Annotated in this window: 19 protein-coding genes and 1 tRNA gene; 10 read left to right on the top strand and 10 right to left on the bottom strand. The window is 64.8% G+C overall.

Annotated elements, in window-relative coordinates:
- From ACHWRX_RS08015 to ACHWRX_RS07995, 5 genes are all read left to right on the top strand, one after another.
- Window positions 1–398: hypothetical protein (locus ACHWRX_RS08015; protein WP_394658794.1), on the top strand; the 398-nt coding region annotated here is incomplete at its 5' end.
- Window positions 395–793, top strand: coding sequence for a hypothetical protein (locus ACHWRX_RS08010; protein WP_394658793.1), 399 nt, complete (start codon window positions 395–397; stop codon window positions 791–793). The genes ACHWRX_RS08015 and ACHWRX_RS08010, both read left to right, overlap by 4 nt.
- Window positions 790–1,137 carry a hypothetical protein gene (locus ACHWRX_RS08005; protein WP_394658792.1) on the top strand — a complete coding sequence of 116 codons (348 nt, stop codon included), beginning with the start codon at window positions 790–792 and terminating at the stop codon, window positions 1,135–1,137. Before ACHWRX_RS08010 ends, ACHWRX_RS08005 begins: the two co-directional genes overlap by 4 nt.
- Entirely contained in the window at window positions 1,134–1,655 is a 522-nt protein-coding gene (locus tag ACHWRX_RS08000; protein WP_394658791.1) for an MmcB family DNA repair protein, read from the top strand. Before ACHWRX_RS08005 ends, ACHWRX_RS08000 begins: the two co-directional genes overlap by 4 nt.
- A gap of 136 nt (window positions 1,656–1,791) precedes the next feature.
- Complete coding sequence (locus ACHWRX_RS07995; protein WP_394658790.1) at window positions 1,792–3,054, top strand: tyrosine-type recombinase/integrase; 1,263 nt, start codon at window positions 1,792–1,794, stop codon at window positions 3,052–3,054.
- On the opposite strand, the gene ACHWRX_RS07990 is transcribed toward ACHWRX_RS07995, so the two are convergent.
- Window positions 3,033–3,107: transfer RNA gene (locus ACHWRX_RS07990), tRNA-Val, on the bottom strand. The genes ACHWRX_RS07995 and ACHWRX_RS07990 overlap by 22 nt on opposite strands.
- Before the next feature lie 77 nt (window positions 3,108–3,184).
- Here ACHWRX_RS07990 and ACHWRX_RS07985 point away from each other — a divergent pair.
- Window positions 3,185–3,514, top strand: coding sequence for a DUF3297 family protein (locus tag ACHWRX_RS07985; protein WP_394658789.1), 330 nt, complete (start codon window positions 3,185–3,187; stop codon window positions 3,512–3,514).
- Between the two features lie 6 nt (window positions 3,515–3,520).
- Here the strand turns inward: ACHWRX_RS07985 and ACHWRX_RS07980 are convergent, their stop codons facing one another.
- The gene (locus tag ACHWRX_RS07980) at window positions 3,521–4,279 is read right to left on the bottom strand and encodes a CHAP domain-containing protein (protein WP_394658788.1); all 759 of its coding nucleotides are present in this window, start codon (window positions 4,277–4,279) and stop codon (window positions 3,521–3,523) included.
- A 295-nt stretch (window positions 4,280–4,574) separates the two neighbouring features.
- Between ACHWRX_RS07980 and der the strand changes: the two genes are divergently transcribed.
- Window positions 4,575–5,948 (top strand): ribosome biogenesis GTPase Der, encoded by a 1,374-nt coding sequence (gene der / locus ACHWRX_RS07975; protein WP_394658787.1) that lies wholly within the window; start codon window positions 4,575–4,577, stop codon window positions 5,946–5,948.
- Window positions 5,949–5,987: 39 nt separating this feature from the next.
- On the opposite strand, the gene ACHWRX_RS07970 is transcribed toward der, so the two are convergent.
- Window positions 5,988–6,692 (bottom strand): DUF2490 domain-containing protein, encoded by a 705-nt coding sequence (locus ACHWRX_RS07970; protein WP_394658786.1) that lies wholly within the window; start codon window positions 6,690–6,692, stop codon window positions 5,988–5,990.
- Between the two features lie 98 nt (window positions 6,693–6,790).
- On the bottom strand, window positions 6,791–7,879 hold the full coding sequence (locus tag ACHWRX_RS07965) for an AI-2E family transporter (protein ID WP_394658785.1): 1,089 nt from the start codon (window positions 7,877–7,879) through the stop codon (window positions 6,791–6,793).
- Between the two features lie 190 nt (window positions 7,880–8,069).
- Between ACHWRX_RS07965 and ACHWRX_RS07960 the strand changes: the two genes are divergently transcribed.
- On the top strand, window positions 8,070–10,148 hold the full coding sequence (locus ACHWRX_RS07960) for a S9 family peptidase (protein WP_394658784.1): 2,079 nt from the start codon (window positions 8,070–8,072) through the stop codon (window positions 10,146–10,148).
- A gap of 61 nt (window positions 10,149–10,209) precedes the next feature.
- On the opposite strand, the gene bfr is transcribed toward ACHWRX_RS07960, so the two are convergent.
- The 4 genes from bfr to ACHWRX_RS07940 all read right to left on the bottom strand — a co-directional run bounded on the left by bfr (window position 10,210) and on the right by ACHWRX_RS07940 (window position 13,406).
- The gene (gene bfr / locus ACHWRX_RS07955; RefSeq protein ID WP_058737029.1) at window positions 10,210–10,710 is read right to left on the bottom strand and encodes a bacterioferritin; all 501 of its coding nucleotides are present in this window, start codon (window positions 10,708–10,710) and stop codon (window positions 10,210–10,212) included.
- 75 nt (window positions 10,711–10,785) lie between these two features.
- On the bottom strand, window positions 10,786–11,010 hold the full coding sequence (locus tag ACHWRX_RS07950; RefSeq protein ID WP_058737028.1) for a bacterioferritin-associated ferredoxin: 225 nt from the start codon (window positions 11,008–11,010) through the stop codon (window positions 10,786–10,788).
- 55 nt (window positions 11,011–11,065) lie between these two features.
- Entirely contained in the window at window positions 11,066–12,277 is a 1,212-nt protein-coding gene (locus tag ACHWRX_RS07945; RefSeq protein ID WP_394658783.1) for a DUF418 domain-containing protein, read from the bottom strand.
- Window positions 12,278–12,299: 22 nt separating this feature from the next.
- Window positions 12,300–13,406 (bottom strand): SPOR domain-containing protein, encoded by a 1,107-nt coding sequence (locus ACHWRX_RS07940; protein ID WP_394658782.1) that lies wholly within the window; start codon window positions 13,404–13,406, stop codon window positions 12,300–12,302.
- A 304-nt stretch (window positions 13,407–13,710) separates the two neighbouring features.
- On the opposite strand from ACHWRX_RS07940, the gene ACHWRX_RS07935 reads away from it, so the two are divergent.
- Window positions 13,711–15,093, top strand: coding sequence for a CDC27 family protein (locus ACHWRX_RS07935; protein WP_394658781.1), 1,383 nt, complete (start codon window positions 13,711–13,713; stop codon window positions 15,091–15,093).
- A gap of 96 nt (window positions 15,094–15,189) precedes the next feature.
- On the opposite strand, the gene ACHWRX_RS07930 is transcribed toward ACHWRX_RS07935, so the two are convergent.
- Window positions 15,190–16,425, bottom strand: coding sequence for a dihydroorotase family protein (locus ACHWRX_RS07930; protein ID WP_394658780.1), 1,236 nt, complete (start codon window positions 16,423–16,425; stop codon window positions 15,190–15,192).
- Complete coding sequence (locus ACHWRX_RS07925) at window positions 16,422–17,402, bottom strand: aspartate carbamoyltransferase catalytic subunit (RefSeq protein ID WP_394658779.1); 981 nt, start codon at window positions 17,400–17,402, stop codon at window positions 16,422–16,424. The genes ACHWRX_RS07930 and ACHWRX_RS07925 overlap by 4 nt, the downstream gene beginning before the upstream one ends.
- A 131-nt stretch (window positions 17,403–17,533) precedes the next feature.
- On the opposite strand from ACHWRX_RS07925, the gene sppA reads away from it, so the two are divergent.
- Window positions 17,534–19,251 (top strand): signal peptide peptidase SppA (sppA, locus tag ACHWRX_RS07920; RefSeq protein WP_394658778.1); only part of this gene is annotated, 1,718 nt, incomplete at its 3' end.

Below are 19,251 nucleotides of genomic sequence, written 5' to 3'. Positions count from 1 at the left end.
TTCAGTGGCCAGCGCCGGCAGCCCGGGACCACAAGGGCACGAACTCACCGGAGCATCTGCAGGTCAGCAGCGGCTCGCTGCACCTCGATCAGCTTCCGAACTTCGTGGAGCACGTCTTCCTCCCGCATTCATCCCCGGACCTGCCGACACTGGCCGCTGGATCGACGTCCTCGACCGATTCCCCGAACTCCAACCAGCCCTCAGCGAAGAGGAAGCTCAATCCCATCTTCGTCGAGGCGTTGATGCGATGGCCCACCGGGTTGAGCGGCTTCGAGCGACAGGAAATGGCGTGGACCCGCTGGTGGCTGCTCATGCCTTCCTTTCTCTCAGCGCTCTGCTCGGCGTCTGACGACACGTCCGGCAACGCCCAGCTATCGATCTTCGGAGAAGCAGCGTGACCAAGGATCTTAAAGGCACATGGTGGGCCAGCCGTGATGGCGAGGTCTACACGTCAGGCCCGCACGACACACGCGAACAGGCGATCTTTGCGGGTCGCGAGGACTTTGACGGGGATGCCTTCCATATCATCGAGGCGGGCATCGCGCCGCTGCGATTCAGCGCCGCTCGCCTGATCGACGATCAGTATTTCGAGGATGACGAGCTGTTCAGCCCCGAAAGCGACGGCGCCGACCGGCGCGGCAACTGCAAGGCGGCGGACGCGGAATTGCAGGAGATGCTGGATGCATGGCTGGTGCGGCACGCCGACACGTTCGTCGCGCCGACTATGTTCGCCTGGTCGCGCAACGAAGAATTCATACCAGCCGGCGCGGTCGGCGAGCAGGAGGCGGCATGAGCGCGCGCTTTGGAAATGAAGGTCGTGCGCTAAACGCGCCGCACCAAGTGCTGCAGCTCGACTTCTGGCTAACGGTCAGCAGAGGCCCTGCGCCGGGCCGCCGGCCGACTGTGCGCGTCAGCGCCGGCTATCCGGCTCTTGGTCGGGATGAGCGAGCCATCAACCTCAAGCTGGAGCTGCCGATCGCGCTGTTCGAGACCCCCAGCTTGTCCGCGTCGATCGTCGTCGACCAGCCGGTGCAGGCTGCGCACATTGACGTGTCGACGATCGCGGACGCGGTGCGGCAGGCCATCGGCATGGACATCGACATAAGCGTGTCGGTTCCAGAAGGCAGCCGCCGATGACCGCTGACGACATCCTTGCAGCCCTTGTCGCCGGGGCTGGCGACGCCATCTTCGCAACCGAGCTCGCGATGTCGGGTGGCGATCGCCGGTGCGACTTCTGGACGATCAGCCCGAACGGCTCGGCCGGATTCAAGGCCGTGGCATACGAGATCAAGATTTCGCGCGCCGATTTCCGACGTGACCACGCCTTCAAGCAGCGCGAAGCGCGGCTGTATTCCGATCAGTTCTACTACGTGACGCCAGCCGGACTGGTGAGGCGCGAGGAGGTGCCGGAATGGGCGGGGCTCATCGAGTTCGATGGCACTCTCCTCAAGCGCGTCGTCAACGCGCCACTGCGCGACAAGGACGGGCCCACTTGGCAATTTGTCGTCTCACTCATCCGGAATAGCGGCAAGGTCAATCGGGACACGGATCTGCTCAAGATCCGCCTGCGCACTGCCGAGCGACAAGTCCGCGCCGCGCATGATGCCCTCAGGAAGGAGGGGCTGGAGCCATGGAGGTTCGGGATCAACCTATGAGCGCCCACACCATCGCGAACAAGTGGCGCCGCGCCGTCCGGAACGGCACCGGCGTGCACCTGACCCCCCAACAGCTACATGAGCTCGGCGGCTACGGCTTCCTTGAGTTCCTATCCAGGATCGAATCGAACGAATTATGTCCCGCGAAACCAGCCCCTATATCGTCGGCGACTACTGGCTCGACTTCCGGCGGGACGGTAAAGCCCCGGGGGTCTGGCAAATTGCCACCGCCCGTGGACGGACAGTCGTTTATCGAAGCACTCGCACGCGCGAACTGAGCGAAGCGAAGGCAAGGCTGCACGCGCACGTCGAGGAGGAAAGGGCGCGCACGACACGCCAGGCGCCCGACGAGGCGGGCGTCGCTGCGATCCTGGTCACCTACTACCGTGAGAAGGGCGCCAAGGTCGTGAACAGCGACCAGGCCAGCCGCTCGCTCCGGACGTTCCTGGCCTTCCTCCTGCAGGACGAGGCGGGACACGCCGCGGTGGTGACCGATCTGACGCCTGCGCTGTTCGAGCGCTTCCGCGAGTGGCGCATGGGGCCCCACGCCTTCAAGCTGGCGTGGTTCGGCGAGCAGTTCGACTACGAAAGCGAGGAGGGCGTCTCGGGCGCCACCGTGCAGCGGAACATCAACGATGTTCGCGCGGCCGTCCACTATGCCGCTGACAACATGCGAATCACCCACGCGCCACGAATCGGTGACCTCGACGAGCAGTACAAGTCGCTGCCACGTGAGCGGGTGCTGACGATCGACGAGATGGCCCGCATCGGCTGGTACGCCAGCCACAACGCAGACCTCTTCCGCTGGGTGGCCTTGCAGTTCGCCACCGCGGTGCGACCCCAGGCGGCACTGGCGTTCGATCCGGCCAAGCAATTCGATCCGCGCACCGGCCTGATCGACATGCAGCCAGGTGCGGCCAAGCAGACGAAGAAGCGCAACGCGGTGCTGCCGGCGATCCGGCCACTGCGAGTAGTTCTTTGCAAGTGGCGCAAAGAAGGGGGAACGAGCGCCGCCAGCCGCAAGACGGCCTGGCGAATCATGCGCCGCACGCTGGGTCTCTCGGCAGACGTCTACCCCAAGACGATCCGGCACACGATCGCGACCATGCTCTATGCCGACGACAGCGTGCCCGAGCGTGAGATCGTCGAGCTGCTCGGCCACGATGGCAAGCTGGCGCGCACGACACGCATCTACGCGAAGTACGATCCGACGCGCCTGCGGAACGTGACCCGCGCGCTCACGCATCTGTGGATCGCTGTCCACCGCGATGCGAAGGCATTTAGTGCTGACCATTTGCTGACCACGGTGGGTCAGGGCGGTCAGAATGTAGTGGTTGGGAGAAGCGCCGAAGGCGTGGTTACCAGCCGGGTTGTGGCTGGTGGGCGCGACAGGGATTGAACCTGTGACCCCACCCGTGTGAAGGGTGTGCTCTACCGCTGAGCTACGCGCCCGCTACCTTGCGGAAGGCGCGCCATTAGACAAGGTCGCGCGCGTTGACAAGCGGGCAATCGACTCTAAACGAGCAGCCATGAGCGAAGACACCTCCGACGCCGCCCCCGCCCAAGACTCCGCCGTGACCGCGGCCGCCGGTCCGGATGTGCCGCCCGATCGGCTGGCGATCAATCCGCGCAGCCCGCACTTTGATGCGGACAAGCTGCAGCGTGGCATCGGCATCCGTTTCAAGGGCGCGGTGCGTACCAACGTCGAAGAATATTCGATCTCGGAAGGCTGGATCCGCGTGCAGGCGGGCAAGACCAAGGACCGCCACGGCCAGCCGCTGACGCTCAAGCTGAGCGGGCCGGTAGAAGCATGGTTCGAAGATCTGGGCGAAGACGCGCCTGTCGCCAATAAAGATTGACGCCGCTTAACGTGCGCTGGCGATAATCAAGCCGATCGGGTCCTTGCGACCCGTCGCCTTTGCCAGCCGCGCCGGGGCCGCACGCTTCGCCACGGCGCGTGACGGAGCATAGGGCGCAAACCCTGCACCAGTGAAAATCGGTTCCGAACCGAACCGCACTTGCACAGTCTTCGTTGGGACATAGCGCGTCAGGCCGGGCTTCGCAGGCGCGGCGCGCGCCATGACCGGGGCTTGCCTGGCGAGCATCCTGGCCGGCTTGTCGCCCGGTTTCTCCTTGTAGATGAACCCGGCGACCGGCCAGTGGCCACCGCCCAAGGCCTGGATCGGGGCATACCAGACGCGTACCTGGCTCCAGTCGTTCTCCGGCGAAACATCCACCACCGTGACGTTGCGCTCGATCTTGCCGGGTGCGGACCAGTTGGCATGATCGACCAGGATGGTACGGGCATCGACCACGCGCCGCACGGTGGCGACATGCCCCAAGATCGAATTGCCATGCGGGCGGATCGCCATCACCGAGCCGGGCCTTGGCGCCATGCCGCGCGCATACTTGCCCTCGGCCTGTTTCCACCAGGTATGGGCATCGCCGTAAAGCTTGATGCCCGAGGTATCGCGCGCGAATGGCACGCATTGCAGCACGCCTGACATCGGCACGATCGGTCCGCCGCCCACCGCATCCAGCAACGATGCCGGAGAGCGGGCTTCTGCCTGCGCGGTGCCGAAGACCAGCGCGGTTACCAGGAATGTGAGATTTCTGCCCCTCATGCTGTTCTAATCGCAGGTGAGGGTTAGGACGGCTCTGACACGCGTGGTAATCGAGCACGGTAAACATGGCGGCAAGAATTTGCCGGTATTTGGCGGAACCCGGCCTTGCAGAAGGGTTTCTTTTGCCATCGTGCCCCCATTAACCAACGGCCGATCACCGCCATTTCGGCGTTATTTTTTCTGACTGATCGGGCACTCATATCCAGCGCGGAATGATCCGGACCGGATCAGCGGCGATGCATCGGGAGGACGGGACTTGCCAAGCCCCGTGCAAACGGCCACGTCGCAATGCATCATGCCCGCCCCTCAAGTTATCATCATTGGCCGACCCAACGTCGGCAAATCCACGCTCTTCAACCGTTTGGTGGGCAAGAAGCTGGCCTTGGTCGACGATCAGCCCGGCGTTACCCGCGATCGGCGTTTCGGCGATGCCGAATTGCTGGGTCTGAAATTCCAGATCGTGGACACCGCCGGCTGGGAGGATGAGGACGCGGAGAGCCTGCCGGGGCGGATGCGCCAGCAGACGGAAGCAGCGCTGGAAACCGCCGAAGTCGCGCTATTCGTGATGGACGCGCGCGCCGGCCTGACGCCGCTGGACGAAGAGATCGCGCGCTGGCTGCGTGGCACGAAGGTTCCGGTTATCCTGCTGGCGAACAAGGCGGAAGGCCGCGCGGGCGAGGGTGGAGTGCTGGAAGCCTACTCGCTTGGGATGGGCGATCCCGTCGCCGTCTCCGCCGAACATGGCGAGGGCATGGGAGACTTGTTCGAAGCCTTGCTGCCCCATCTGGAGCCGCTGCAGCCGGACGAGGACGAGGAAGAGTTCGACGAGGAAGCGCTGCTGCGCGGGCCGCTGAAGCTGGCTATCGTCGGTCGTCCCAATGCCGGCAAATCCACGCTGATCAACAAGCTGCTGGGCCAGGATCGCCTGCTCACCGGGCCGGAAGCGGGCATCACCCGCGATTCCATCGCGATAGATTGGGAATGGACGCAAAAGAACGGCGAAGTGCGGCCGGTGCGGCTGATCGACACCGCCGGAATGCGCAAGAAGGCCAACGTGGTCGAGAAGCTGGAAAAGCTCTCGGTCGCCGACGCTCGCCATGCCGTCGATTTTGCCGAAGTCGTCGTGCTGCTGCTCGATGCCACGCGCGGGCTGGAGCACCAGGATCTCAAGATCGCCTCGATGGTGCTGGAGGAAGGCCGCGCGCTGATGATCGCGATCAACAAGTGGGACGTGGCCGAAGGCGCCTCCAGCTTGTTCCAGGGCATTCGCGGTGCACTGGACGAGGGGCTGGCGCAAGTTCGCGGCGTTCCTCTGCTCGCTGTGTCCGCACGGACGGGCAAGGGCCTGGACGAGTTGATCCAGGCGGCCTTCGAGATTCGCGAGGCGTGGAGCCGCCGCGTGCCGACCGCTGCGTTGAACCGTTGGTTCGACGATGCGCTCACCGCCAATCCTCCGCCGGCGCCGGGGGGCAAGCGGATCAAGCTGCGCTACATCACCCAGGCCAAGACTCGTCCCCCGGGTTTCGTGCTGTTCGGTACGCGGCTCGATTCGTTGCCAGAAAGCTACAAGCGCTATCTGATCAACGGTATCCGGCGTGAGCTTGGCTTCGATGCGGTGCCCATCCGCTTGAACCTGCGCAGTCCGAAGAACCCGTTCAAGAAGGACTGACCGGTCCTTCTTTGGTGGTAAGCGCTGCCTGGGTGACGATCAGTCGCCCGGGTGGATATCCCGCTTGCGCTTGGCCCCCAGGTTGATCGTCAGCTGCACGCTGAGGGCATGGTCCATCTGCGCACGCGCCCCGTCCCGCCCCAGGCGGTACTGGTTGAGATAGGCGATGTCGGCACTCGTCTTCGCTGAGATCGGCACAACGAAACCCACGAGGTTGCGCATCCGTTCGTAACCGCGCTTCTGCCCCCAGCGCGTGGCGTTGGGCAGGTAGAAGCTTTCATGGCTGACGAACAGCGCCAGTCCCTTCTTGTTCACCGGCAGATTGTATCGAACCAGCGGGCGAATCCGAAAGCCGATCTCATCGCCTTCCGGATGGAAGCGCTCATCCAGGCGGAGGCGGAACGAGAAGCGGCCATAGTTGCCCACGAGCTGCTGGCGAAAGCGATCCTCGTCGCGGTTGCGGTTGCCGTTGTAGAAGCTGACGTGGCGATATCCGAAGCCGAACTCCAGCCCCTTGGTCACCTTCTGGCCGAATAACGCGCCGTACTCAGTGGTGTACACGCCATCCATGCGATCGCTGAAACGGGTGATCTGCTCCAGCGTGACGCGTGTGTTATCGTCCAGCGGGACATGGACGTTCGCCTGCAGCCATAGCTGCTCATCCTCTTGCTGCGCATGGGCGGGCACTGTCATGGCAAGGGCGACAAGCGACGCAGCGCTGGCGAGAAGTTCAGGAAGCCGCATTACGGCGGCGGCCTTAGGCATGAAATGCCAGGATGGCTAGAACTTCGTCACCAAGCAGTCACAAAGCGGACAATGTCGTTGCGCGCCTGCGTTTAGGCTTATTCCACTGTGTCGCCCACAGTAGCGGCGGCGCGCTGTTCGATCGCCATGTTCCATACCGCGATGAATAGCGCGGCGATCACCGGGCCGACGATGAAGCCGGTCAACCCGAACAGTTCCAGTCCCGAAAGCGTTGCGATCAGCACTACGAAGTCAGGCATGCGCGTATCACGTCCCACCAGGATCGGGCGTAGCAGGTTGTCCACCAGCCCGATGATGAACACTCCGCAAAAGATCATGATCGCGCCTTTCACGTAGGCGCCAGTCACAAGAAGGTAGATCGCCACCGGCACCCAGATGATGCCGGTCCCCACGGCAGGAAGCAGCGACAGGAAGCCCATCAGCGTGCCCCACAGCAGTGCGCCTTCGATGCCCAGCAGCCAGAAGATGACGCCGCCCAGCACGCCTTGCACCACCGCGACCACCACCGTGCCCTTCATCGTAGCGCGCACCACCACGACAAAGTGGTCGATCAGCCGATCGCGCGTATCGGACCGCAAAGGCAGGGCGGTGCGGACCATGTTGCCATAGCGGCGGCCATCCTTCAGCAGGAAGAAGGTAAGGTACAGCATCACGCCCAGCGCGGCGAGGAAGCTGAGCGCACCTTGGCCCACGACCAACGCGCGTGATGCGATATCCTGCAGCCCGCTGGCGACACCGCTGCCCAGCATGCGTCGTACCGATTCGAAGTCACTCAAACCCTGGCGATCGATGAAGCGCCGGATGCCGGAGGGTAGGGCATTGCGCAGCTGGCTGAGCATGCCGGGGATGTCGATCTGGCCGCTGCGGATGCGATCGTACAGGGTCGCCGCTTCCTGAACCAGGCTGGAGCCGAGGAGGAGCGCGGGCATCACGATCAGCGCCAGGATCATCAGCAGCACAAGCGCCGCGGCCAGCCCTTTGCGCCCGCCCATCCGCTCGGCAAGCCGCTGGGTGGCGGGCTCGAACAGGATCGCGGCCACCAGTCCCCACAGGATCGCGCCGAAATAGGAAGAGATCAACCAGCCGAACAGCAGGGTGACGATGAGGACGACGACGAGGAACGTGCCGTCCTCAAACCGGAAGCTGCGGGTCTCGCCGTCTTTCATGCATGGTCCTTGTGGCGTGTGCCGGGAGGAGGGAAGCGCAGCATCCGGGTTAGGGTTCCCGCGGCTCCTGTCCAGCGCTATCGATTCAGTTCCGGTAGGCAAGCGGTGGAAAGACCCGGAATCACGGCACTGGATTTTGTGTGGGGGGCGCTGCACGCTGCATAACGCCCCTTGCGATCGGAGATCAGATTTGCGCCGTTCCTCCTCCCTACTGGCGGCCAGCGCCGCGCTTTGCCTGGTCCTGCCGCTCACTCCGGCCCTGGCGCAGGGTGACGCTTCGCAAGGTGCCGAGGCTTCGCAGCCCGCTGCTGGGCCGGATCGTCGGTTCTCGGGCAAGGACCTGTTCGGGCTGGCGGGCGCGACGAATCCCCAGATCAGCCCCGATGGTGCGCGCGTGGCCTATGTTCGGATGACGGCGGATATCATGACCGACGCCGAAGTGCCGACGATCTGGCTGGTGGACATCGCCAGCGGCCGACAGACGCCGCTTGTCACCGGCAAGGGCGCACACACACAGCCGCGATGGTCCCCTGATGGGAAGCGGCTAGCCTATGTCTCTTCGGACGGGGATGGTCCGGCGCAATTGTACGTGATGTGGATCGACACGCAGCGCACGGCCAAGGTCACCGGGCTGCCCGAAAGCCCCGGCAGCATCGCCTGGTCCCCCGATAGCCGATCGATCGCCTACACCATGCGCGTTCCGGGCGAGGCGATGAAGCTAGGCGCCCCACCGGAAAAGCCGGAAGGTGCGAAGTGGGCCGACGGGCTGGAGGTGATCGATCGGGTTTCCTACCGGGAGGACGGCGGCGGATACATCAAGCCGGGTTTCACCCATATTTTCGTTGTGCCATCCGAAGGCGGAGCGGCGCGACAGGTTACGTTCGGCAATTTCGATGATGGCGGGCCGCTGTCCTGGAGCCCGGATGGGCGCAGGATCGTCTTTTCCGCCAATCGGCACCCAGAATGGCAAAAGGACATCAACAACTCCGAAATCTACGCAGCAGACGTCAGCAGCGGCGCGATCACCGCGCTGACGACGCGCAACGGGCCTGACAACGGCGCGAGGCTATCGCCTGATGGTCAGCGTATCGCCTATCTGGGCTTTGATGACGTCAACCGCAGCTACGAGAATACCGAGCTCTACGTCATGAACGCGGACGGCAGCGGCGCGCGTTCGCTGACAGCTGGGCTGGATCAGTCGATCGACGGCGTGGAGTGGGCGGGCAATTCACAACTGTTCGTATCCTACGACGATCATGGCCGAAAGCGCGTGGCCCGCGTCGGCCTGGATGGATCGGTGCGGATGGTGGCGGATGGGCTGAGCCCGGGCTCTCACTACGACCGGCCTTACACCGGCGGTGATTTCAGCGTCTCGAGCGGCGGCAAGGTGGCCTACACGGCGGGCGGCACCGACGCTCCGGCGGACTTGTGGGTGGACGGCAAGCGGCTGACCCATCTCAACGCCGGTTGGCTGGCCGCCAAGGCGGTCGCGCCGGTCCGCAAGCTGGCGGTGACCGCTCCCGATGGCAGCGCGATCGATGCCTGGTTGGTGACGCCGCCGGGGCTTGCGCCCGGCCAGCGCGCGCCTTTGATCCTGGAAATTCATGGCGGGCCCAACACCGCCTATGGTCCGACGTTCTCCACGGACGCCCAGCTCTATGCCGCGCATGGCTATGCCGTGCTTTATACCAATCCGCGTGGCAGCACGTCCTACGGCGAAGCTTTCGCCAACCTGATCGATCGGGCCTATCCCGGCACCGACTATGACGATCTGATGGCCGCTGTGGATGCAGCGATCGCGGACGGCGTGGCCGATCCCAACAACCTGTTCGTCACCGGGGGGTCGGGCGGCGGTGTCCTGACGGCATGGATCGTCGGCAAGACCGATCGCTTCAAGGCGGCAGCCTCGCAAAAGCCGGTGATCAACTGGATCAGTGAGGCGCTGACGATGGATGCAACGCCGTTCACGTCGCGCTACTGGTTCGACAAGAAGCCATGGGAAGATCCGATGAGCTACTGGAAGCGTTCGCCGCTCAGCCTCGTCGGCAACGTCAAGACGCCGACGCTGGTGGTCGTGGGCTCGGAAGACTACCGCACGCCGGTCAGCGAGGCGGAGCAATATTATGCCGCGCTACAGATCCAGGGTGTGCCGACCGCGCTGGTGAAGGTGCCGGGCGCCAGCCACGGCGGGCTGACCGCGCGGCCTTCGCAATCGGCGGCGAAGGCATCGGCGATCCTGGCCTGGTTCGACAAGTATCGCGTGAAGTGAATGCGAAACGGCCCCGGAGCATATGCGCCGAGGCCGTTTTCTGTTTCGCGGAGCCGAAAGATCAGGCCCCGGTCGAAGGCTCGTTCTCATTCGCAGCGCGGCTATTGAGCTGGATGTAATTGGGCATCCCCATCAGCTCGATCAGGTCGAACTGCTTCTCCAGGAAGTCCACATGCTCTTCCTCGTTTTCGAGGATGCGCTCAAAGATTTCGCGGCTGATGTAGTCGCGCACCGCTTCACAATGCGCGATCGCTTCGCGGAGCAGCGGAATGGCATCGTTCTCAAGCGCAAGATCGGCTTCGAGGACTTCTTTCACGCCTTCGCCCACACGCAACTTACCCAGCGCCTGGAAGTTGGGTAGGCCATCGAGGAACAGGATGCGCTCGGACAGCATGTCCGCGTGCTTCATTTCATCGATCGACTCGTGCCGCTCGTATTCGGCCAACTTGTGGACGCCCCAGTGGTCCAGCATGCGATAGTGCAGCCAGTACTGGTTGATGGCGGTCAGCTCGTTCAGCAACGCCTTGTTGAGAAAATCGATGACCTGGCGGTCGCCCTTCATGGCACAAACTCCTATCGCTCCACAAAGCTCTTAGCTTCGCAGAGTGCATCAAACAACCGGCAGAGGGTATTTTTGTCAGGCGGCGCTTAGCTGGTACGCGTTCTCCTTGGCGGGGATTACCAGCGGCAGGGTAGATCCCAGTCGTTCTTCTGAAATGATGTCCTCCGCTTCGTCCACGCATTGGCGGCACTGGGGCGGACGGCCGAGCTTCGCGTAAAGTTCGTCTGCGCCACCACGGCAGGTGCGCGCCAGCTGGCGCAGCTCACATTCCCGGATGGCATTGCAGATGCAGACGTACATGCGCGTTCCTCTCGAATCGCAATATACGTGTATGCGAATGGATCGCAATAGCATTTTAATTGCGATTGCGTTGCAACCGCCTTTCAGTCAGCGAGCGCCACAACCATTCCAGTGGGCCACGCCGCCAATGCTTCAGCCACACGGGGCTGAAGATCAGCATCAAAGCCCAACCCACGGCGACGAAAGTCCATTGCGCCAGCGGCCCTACGCGTCCGAAAAGGCCAAGCCCCCAGCCGTAGAACACGCCGGTCATGACCAGGCTGGTGCCCAGATAATTGCTGAACGCCATCTGCCCCGCTGCGCCCAGCCTGCGGCCCGCTCCGGTTGTGCCGAGCCAGGGCGTCGCCAGCACCAGCAGGCCGGCATAGCCTAGCGCCGTCAGTAGATGCGGCAGGGCCAGGCCATAGCGAACGGCGGCGTCCATCGCGATCACCGGGAAGTGTCGCGGCCAGAGCCAGTCCAGCGCCATCAGTGTGGCGCCCAGTCCCGCCAGTGTGCCGCCCACCGCGATCGCCAGCATCACCCGGAGGGACCAGGCCCCGGCAAAAAACCCGGTGCGCTGCAGGGCCATGCCGATCACCATCAGCGGCACGTATTCGCCAATTCCATCGCGGACGCCGTGGATCAGCCAAAGCGGGTGCTCATGCAGTTTGGTCGCCGCGATTTGCACGAAGCCGCCGGCGTATTGCCCCAGCTCCCGCCCGATCATCATGTCCACGTAGGCGTAGTAGCGGCCCACGGCCTCGGCCTGCACGGATGTGGCTACACCTATCCGCACCGCTTCTTCCGCATTCACCATCGGCAGGTTGGCGACCAGTCCGGCGACATGCAGGGCCATGAAAAGGGTGAGGGCTGCGGCGACAAGCAGCCTGAGCGGCAGCCGATGCAGCAGCAGGACGATAAATCCGCAAGCGGCATAGGCGAACAGGATGTCGCCCCACCACAGCAAGGCATAATGCAGTGCGCCGAACAGCAGCAGCCAGGCGAGCCGACGGGCTTGCAGCAAGTCCGCATCCCGACCGGCCGCCTCTGCCCGGTCGATAAAGAGCGCCATGCTTGCTCCGAACAGCATGGCGAACAGCGCGCGCATCTTGCCTTCGAACAGGATAAACCCGATCGCATAGGCGGTTTCGCCCCAGATCCCGGCCGGATGCGGGAGGTTGGGCGTCAACGCGCCTATCGATGGCCCGGCGAACCCGGCGATGTTGATCGCCAGGATGCCGAGGACCGCGACGCCGCGGATGATGTCGAGCGAGGCGACGCGCATGGGTCGCCCAGCCTTAGCCGCCTCAGTCGCGCGTGGCGAGGCAGGTGAACCCGGCTGTCCGCAAGCGCGCGCACGCGGCGGTGGCATCGGCCTGGCTAGCAAAGCCGCCGGCCTGCAGCTTGGTCAGCTTGCCCGCGGGGGCGAGGATCTTGGCATGTCCTGCCAGCTCGGGTCGGCCCTTGACCCGGCTCCACAGTGCGTCCGCATTGCCGGCAACGCCGAACGCGCCCAGCTGAAGACGCCAGCCCCCTGACGCGGTGGGCACAGGCGCAGGCCTGGAAGCGGGCTGCACGGTGCTGACTGCGGGGCGTACCGATTGCGCCGGTTTGGGCTTGGCTGGGCTGGTGGTGGTATTGGTAAAGTCCGCCCCGGCGCTTCGTCGGGACGGGGTGGCCGCGACACGCTCCGCGTCGCTAACGGCACGTTCGACGGTGGCGAGGGCCGGGCCTCTGCTTGTCTTGCCGACGGGGGCTGTCCCATCGTCGCCGATCGTATTTCCGGAAGGGCCAGACAGATCAAGCGCCGCCAACTGCCGCGCGCGGGTTGCCTCGGCCTCCTGCGCGATCTCTGCCGCCACCGCGACCGACTTTTGCCGATCCGCCATCGGCACGTGCTGGTCCATCTGGCGCAGTGCGCTGATCGCTTGAGGCAGACCGGCCTGCTGGGCCAGCGTCAGATAGGCATAAGCGCGCACCCAGTCCTTGGGCGCACCATCTCCGTTGAACAGCGCCAGGCCCTGAATGTATTGTGCTCTTGCGTCTCCGCGCGCTGCGGCACTGCGGATATAGGGCATCGCCTTCTGCCGCTCGCCCCGCTGGAACAGCAGCAGGCCGTAGTTATCCGCTGCCTGCAAATGACCTTTCGCCGCTGCTTGCCCGAAGAGCGCCTCCGCGCGCGCCGGATCGCGCGGAACGCCGCGACCAAGGCGATAGGCCTGAGCCAGGTTGAATTGCGCATCGGGATCACCGGCGTCAGCCGCTGCCTGCCACTCACGCACGGCGGCCGGGAAATCGCCATTCCCCCAGGCGTCCACGCCCGCCTTAACATCGGCCAGGGCCGGGACGGCAAGGCCGCACAGCACGATCATCGTCGCCAGCGTGGCTGCATTGCCCCATCGAACCGCCATCATCGCAGACCGTATCCTTCTACGCGGCCTATTTTGCAAAGGCCGCTCCTATCGGACGCTGAACTGCGCGCCGCACCGTCCAATCGCCGTTAAGTGACATAGTGAAGAACCGCTTAGCAAAGCCTTTATGCGGGTATCCCCGTAATCACCCCGTCCTTGCGCGGTGCACTTAACCTTAAATTAGGGGTGATCTGCGATTTCCTGTGTCGTGGAAGATGAAGCGAGGGCGCGTCCGCCGTCCGTTTCGTCAGGGAATCAATCAGGGGAATCCGTCACGATGCAGGCCCAGACAATGATGGCGCGGCATATGGCCAGGCTGAACCAGTTGGCCGCCGACCGCTCGCGTCTTGGCAAGGCAGTGGCAGCGGCGATCGCCGTCAGCTGCGTCGCGGCTCCGGGCTTTGCGCTGGCGGGTGACCTTGCCGATCAGGGCAATGCTCAGTCGGATCACGCCGATCGCAAGCTCGACAAGCAGATACTGACGGCCGAGCGCGCGGTGGCCAAGCAGCCGCAGAACCTGGAATTGCGCTCCCGCCTGGCGCAGGTCTACCTCGCGGCGGGCCGTTTCCTGTCCGCTAGCGGCGCCTTCGAGGATGCCGTCGCCTTGGGAGACAAGACGCCCGCCAGTGCGCTGGGCATGGCACTTTCCTACATCGGCTCCAGCCGCAACCAGGAAGCGCTCGCGCTGCTGGGCCAGTGGCGCGATGCGATCCCGGTCGGCGATTTCGGTCTCGCCCTCGCTTTGGCAGGACAGCCGGCGCAAGCTGTCGCGATCCTTTCCGAAGCGGTGAAAGCGGGGGACAATACCCCCAAGAACCGCCAGAATCTGGCCTATGCCTTCGCGCTGGACGGTCGTCTGGCCGAGGCACGCGTGGTCGCCTCGCAGGACGTACCAGTGGACCAACTGGAAGCGCGGGTCAGCGATTGGGCGTTGCAGGCCAGCGTCGGCTCCGCGCAGTCTCGCGTGGCCGCGCTGTTGGGCGCGCCGGTGCGCAGCGATCCCGGCCAGCCGACGCAGTTGGCGCTCGCCGGAACCGGGAATGCGCCCGCCCTGGCCACGGTAGAGGCCGCTCCGGCACCCGTTTCGACGGCGCAAGAATTGCCGCCGGCTCCTGCTGACGCTCCGGCGCTGGCCTTTGCCGAGCCGGTGCCTGTCGCAGACACCGTGGCCGAGCCTGCCGAACCGGCAATCGCCTCTGCTGAGCCGGTTCAGCCTGCGCCGGCTCTTGCCGCCGCGACCGATCGACAGTTCGTTTCCAATCCCGTCGTTCAAGCGGTTGCCGAATCGCCGCGTTCCGCTGCGCCGGTCCGGATGGCGCGCGCCGAAACCGTCCGCCCGACGCCGCCCGTCGTGCGCAAGCCGGCCCCGGCACCCCGGCGCCCCGCCGCAACCGCCTCCACCCACGTGGTGCAACTCGGCTCGTTTTCCACTGAGGCGGGCGCACATAGGGCGTGGAAGATTTTCCAGCAGCGCGATCCGGGGCTCAAGGAACGGGAGTTGCATTTGACCCAGGCCGTGGTGAACGGCCGGACCTACTGGCGCGTGGCTGCGGGCGGCTACGACATGGCTTCTGCCAAGGCCAAGTGTTCTTCGGGGCGGGTTGCTGTAGGTTCCTGTATCGCCCATTCCGCCGCTCGTGAGCTTCCCGGCGCAGTGGCCTCGGTCTCGCGCCGCCTGGCAAGCCGCTGAATTTCAAAGTTCTTCACGACCCCATGTGAAGCCACTCGCCGCCCCCGCTCTCGTAGCGGGGGCGTTTTTTTTAGGCGTCGGCCTGCCGAGAAGTAACTAGGCGACTTGCGCGCCGCCCTTGAACAGCGCCGATACGCGGCCCTGCACGGGCTGGCGATCGAACGGGGTGTTACCGGCGCTGGCGGCCATCTTATCGGAGTCGACGATCCAGGGACGATCGGTGTCGATCACCGCGATATCGGCTTCGGCTCCCGTCGCCAGTTTCCCCGCCTCGACCCCCAGCAGCCGAGCGGGATTTGCCGCCAGCAGCGCAAAGGCGCGGCCAAGATCGATCACGCCGTCCCGCACCAGGGTCAGGGTCAAGGGTAGCAGTGTCTCCGCTCCGGCCATGCCTGGCGCCGAATCGGTGAAGGGCAGGCGCTTGTCCTCCGCTCCGCGCGGATCGTGGCCTGAGGCGATGACGTCGATCGTCCCGTCCGCGATTCCCGCGATCACCGCCTTCCGGTCTGCCTCGGAGCGCAGTGGCGGGGAGAGGTGCGCAAACGTCCTGAACTGCGCCACCGCCAGATCGGACAGCATGAAATAGGCAGGCGTGACTCCCGCCGTCACCTTGATCCCGCGGGCCTTGGCGTGTCGCACCAGATCTAGCCCGGCGGCGGTCGTCACCGTGCGGAAGTGGATGGCGCAATCGGCCATTTCGGCAATGGCGATATCGCGCGCGATGGCGATTGATTCGGCCTGGGCCGGCGCGGCGGGGAGGCCCAGACGTGTCGCCATTTCGCCCGCGGTGGCCACGGCGGACCCCACCAGGCCGGCGTCTTCGGCATGGGTGCAGACCGTCATGCCCAGCATCGCGGCATATTGGCACAACCGCAGCATCGTGCCGGTATCCGCGATCCAACGCCGACCGGTGGCGATCCCGCGCGCACCGGCATCGCGCATCATCGCGATTTCGGCCAGTTTTTCGCCCTCAAGCTCGCGGGTGGCAGCGGCCAGCGGATGGACCCAGAAATCAGGCTTACCGGATGAGGCGGCAAAGCGAACGCGGGGCGGAACGTCGAGGGGCGGGTTCTGATCCGGCATCAGAGCTGCACGGGTGACGCCGCCAAAGTGGAAAGCCGGCTTGTCGATCGCGAACACGCCATAGTCCACCAGGCCAGGGGCGATCAGCAATCCTTTGGCATCGTGGATCCGGTCCCCCGGCTGGGGCTGAGCGTCGGCTCCGACCGCGACGATCCGGTCCCCCTCGCAACGGATAGCGCCTGGCGCGATCGTGCCATCGGGGTGGACGATGCGGCCGTTGGTGATGGTAAGTGGCGCGGCCTGGCTCATGCCCAACCCTCCACACCGCGCGTCCGCCGCGTCAGCACATCCAGGCAGGCCATGCGCATGGCCACGCCCATCTCGACTTGCGTGGTGATCTGCGACCGACCGACCAGATCGGCGACATTGCTGTCGATCTCGACGCCGCGGTTCATCGGGCCGGGATGCATGACCAACGCATCCGGGCGGGCCATGGCAAGCCGCTCCAGCGTCAGGCCGTACAAGTGCCGATATTCGCGGGGGGAGGGGATGAACTGGCCCTGCATTCGCTCCAGCTGCAGGCGCAGCATCATCACCACGTCCGCACCTTGCAGGGCCTTTTCGAAATCATGATAGACCGCGACGTTCATCATCTCGATCGCCTCCGGCATCAGCGCGGGCGGAGCGCACACGCGCACTTCGGCACCCAGCGAGGTGAGGCACAGAATGTTGGAGCGGGCGACGCGGCTGTGCAGGATATCGCCGCAGATGGTAACGACGAGACCGTTGAAATGGCGCTTGGCATGGCGGATCGTCAGCGCATCCAGCAAGGCTTGCGTCGGGTGCTCGTGCTGGCCATCCCCGGCGTTGAGGACCGGGCAATCCACCATGTCGGCAATCAGCTGCACCGCGCCCGAGCTGGCATGGCGGATGACGATCGCATCGGCATGCATCGCGTTCAGCGTCATTGCCGTATCGATCAAGGTCTCGCCCTTCTTCACGCTGGACGTGGCGACCGTCATGTTCACGACGTCGGCGCCCAGGCGCTTGCCGGCGATCTCGAAGCTCAGCAGCGTGCGCGTGGAGTTCTCGAAAAAGGCGTTGATGATGGTGAGGCCGGCCAGCAGATCGCGCGTTTTCTTCGCCTGCCGGTTCATTTCCACCCACTGCTGCGCCTCATCGAGCATGTAGTGGATTTCATGGGGAGCAAGGCCGGCAATGCCGACAAGGCCACGGTGCGGGAAGGCCGCCGAACCTGCCGGATAAGTGTAAGTCGGTGCTGTCATTGAAGACGAGGCATTAGGGAAGGGCGGGGGCGGGCTCAAGGGATTTGACCGGCGCGCGCTCGATCGGCGCACTCGGCGGTTCTGATCCGGTACATTCTGGTCTAAGGCCTCGCCACGAAAGGCAGGTTTGCATGAAATTCGCGCGCAAGGTCTGGAAGTTGCTGGTGGCGGTGAAGGACGCGCTGGTCCTGGCGCTGCTGCTGCTGGTCTTCGGCCTGCTCTACGCCCTGCTGTCGATGCGGCCCACTCCCGGCAAGGTGAGTGAGGGCGCGCTGGTGATCCAGCTGGACGGCGCGGTGGTGGAAGAGACGGCGGACGTCACCACCACAGACTTGCTGGTGGCCCAGACCACCAATGCGGACCTGCCCACGGATGTGCGCGCCCGCGACGTCGAGCGAGCGCTGCTTGCGGCGGCGAAAGATAGCAAGATCAAGCTGGTGGCGATCGACTTGTCGCGCTTCACCGGTGGCGGCTTCGTCCACCTGCGCGATATCGGCGCGGCGATGGATGTGGTGCGCAAGGCGGGCAAGCCGGTGCTGACGTATGCGGACACTTATGCCGACGATGGCACGCAGCTGGCCGCGCACGCCAGCGAGGCCTGGGTCAATCCGATGGGCGGTGCCCTGGTGGTGGGGCCGGGGGGCAACAACCTCTATTTCGGCACCTTGCTGCAGAAGCTGAAGATCAACGCCCACGTCTTCCGCGTCGGCACCTACAAGACTTTCGTGGAGCCCTATACCCGCGACGGACCATCGCCGGCGGCGATCGAATCGTACACTGACCTTTACGGCGGCCTGTGGCGCAATTGGCAAGCAGACGTGAAGAAAGCGCGGCCCAAGGCGAACCTGGCGCTGGTGACCGGCGATCCGGTGGGCTGGCTCAAGGCCTCCGGTGGTGACTTTGCCAAGGCGTCGCAAGCGGCCGGCCTGATCGACCGGATCGGCACGCCCAGCGACTTCGCCTCGCGCGTGGCGCAGCTTTCGGGCGCAGAGGCATCGGACAAACCCTCGGGGCAACTGGTCGGCACGCAACTGGCAACGTACCTTGCCGCGCATCCCGAGAGCCGCAGCGGCGCGCAGATCGGCGTGGTGACGATCGCCGGCAATATCGTCGATGGCGAGGCCGGACCGGGCACCGCCGGTGGCGATCGCATCGCCCAGGCTCTGGATGACGCCTTGAGCAACGACATCAAGGCGCTGGTGGTGCGCATCGATTCGCCCGGCGGCTCGGTGCTGGCATCGGAGCGCATCCGTCGATCGATCGAGCGCTACAAGCAGAAGGGCATTCCGATCGTCGCATCGATGGGTAACGTGGCGGCGAGTGGGGGCTATTGGGTTTCCACCCCGGCCCAATATGTCTTCGCCGAGCCGGGCACGATCACCGGCTCGATCGGCGTATTCGGCATACTCCCCTCGTTCGAGCGGGCCTTGGCGGATATCGGCGTCAGTTCGGGCGGCGTGAAGACCACACCGCTTTCAGGCCAGCCCGATCTCCTGGGGGGACTCTCGCCCGAGCTGGAGCAGATCGTGCAGATGGGCATCGAGAATGCCTACGCGAAGTTCCTCGGTATTGTTGGCAAGGCGCGCGGCAAGACGCCGCATCAGGTCGATGGAATCGCGCAAGGCCGCGTCTGGACGGGGGAACGCGCGCGGGAGAACGGCCTGATCGATGGCTTCGGCGATCTCGACGCCGCGCTCGCCTACGCTGCGAAGGCGGCAAAGTTGGGCAACGCGGCCTGGCAGGTGAAGTATATCGGCCGCAAGGAAGACCCGCTGAACGCCTTGCTCCTGCAGATGTATCGCAAGCGGGGCACAGGTGGTGACATCGCCGCCTTCGCCGCCCGGCGTCA

Source organism: uncultured Novosphingobium sp., from assembly GCF_964277725.1.
GTDB lineage: Bacteria > Pseudomonadota > Alphaproteobacteria > Sphingomonadales > Sphingomonadaceae > Novosphingobium > Novosphingobium fluoreni.
Note: the sequence above shows the minus strand (reverse complement) of the source record. Positions and strands in the feature narration are given on the sequence as shown.

What these genes read in the sequence shown, in the direction of transcription:
- ACHWRX_RS07925 (WP_394658779.1), bottom strand. Translation starts at nt 17,402, where the DNA reads ATGACAGCACCGACTTACACTTATCCGGCAGGTTCGGCGGCCTTCCCG.
- ACHWRX_RS07940 (WP_394658782.1), bottom strand. Translation starts at nt 13,406, where the DNA reads ATGATGGCGGTTCGATGGGGCAATGCAGCCACGCTGGCGACGATGATC.
- bfr (WP_058737029.1), bottom strand. Translation starts at nt 10,710, where the DNA reads ATGAAGGGCGACCGCCAGGTCATCGATTTTCTCAACAAGGCGTTGCTG.
- ACHWRX_RS07985 (WP_394658789.1), top strand. Translation starts at nt 3,185, where the DNA reads ATGAGCGAAGACACCTCCGACGCCGCCCCCGCCCAAGACTCCGCCGTG.
- ACHWRX_RS07950 (WP_058737028.1), bottom strand. Translation starts at nt 11,010, where the DNA reads ATGTACGTCTGCATCTGCAATGCCATCCGGGAATGTGAGCTGCGCCAG.
- ACHWRX_RS08005 (WP_394658792.1), top strand. Translation starts at nt 790, where the DNA reads ATGAGCGCGCGCTTTGGAAATGAAGGTCGTGCGCTAAACGCGCCGCAC.
- ACHWRX_RS07970 (WP_394658786.1), bottom strand. Translation starts at nt 6,692, where the DNA reads ATGCGGCTTCCTGAACTTCTCGCCAGCGCTGCGTCGCTTGTCGCCCTT.
- ACHWRX_RS07995 (WP_394658790.1), top strand. Translation starts at nt 1,792, where the DNA reads ATGTCCCGCGAAACCAGCCCCTATATCGTCGGCGACTACTGGCTCGAC.
- ACHWRX_RS07935 (WP_394658781.1), top strand. Translation starts at nt 13,711, where the DNA reads ATGGCCAGGCTGAACCAGTTGGCCGCCGACCGCTCGCGTCTTGGCAAG.
- ACHWRX_RS07945 (WP_394658783.1), bottom strand. Translation starts at nt 12,277, where the DNA reads ATGCGCGTCGCCTCGCTCGACATCATCCGCGGCGTCGCGGTCCTCGGC.
- ACHWRX_RS07930 (WP_394658780.1), bottom strand. Translation starts at nt 16,425, where the DNA reads ATGAGCCAGGCCGCGCCACTTACCATCACCAACGGCCGCATCGTCCAC.
- ACHWRX_RS08000 (WP_394658791.1), top strand. Translation starts at nt 1,134, where the DNA reads ATGACCGCTGACGACATCCTTGCAGCCCTTGTCGCCGGGGCTGGCGAC.
- ACHWRX_RS07965 (WP_394658785.1), bottom strand. Translation starts at nt 7,879, where the DNA reads ATGAAAGACGGCGAGACCCGCAGCTTCCGGTTTGAGGACGGCACGTTC.
- der (WP_394658787.1), top strand. Translation starts at nt 4,575, where the DNA reads ATGCCCGCCCCTCAAGTTATCATCATTGGCCGACCCAACGTCGGCAAA.
- ACHWRX_RS07980 (WP_394658788.1), bottom strand. Translation starts at nt 4,279, where the DNA reads ATGAGGGGCAGAAATCTCACATTCCTGGTAACCGCGCTGGTCTTCGGC.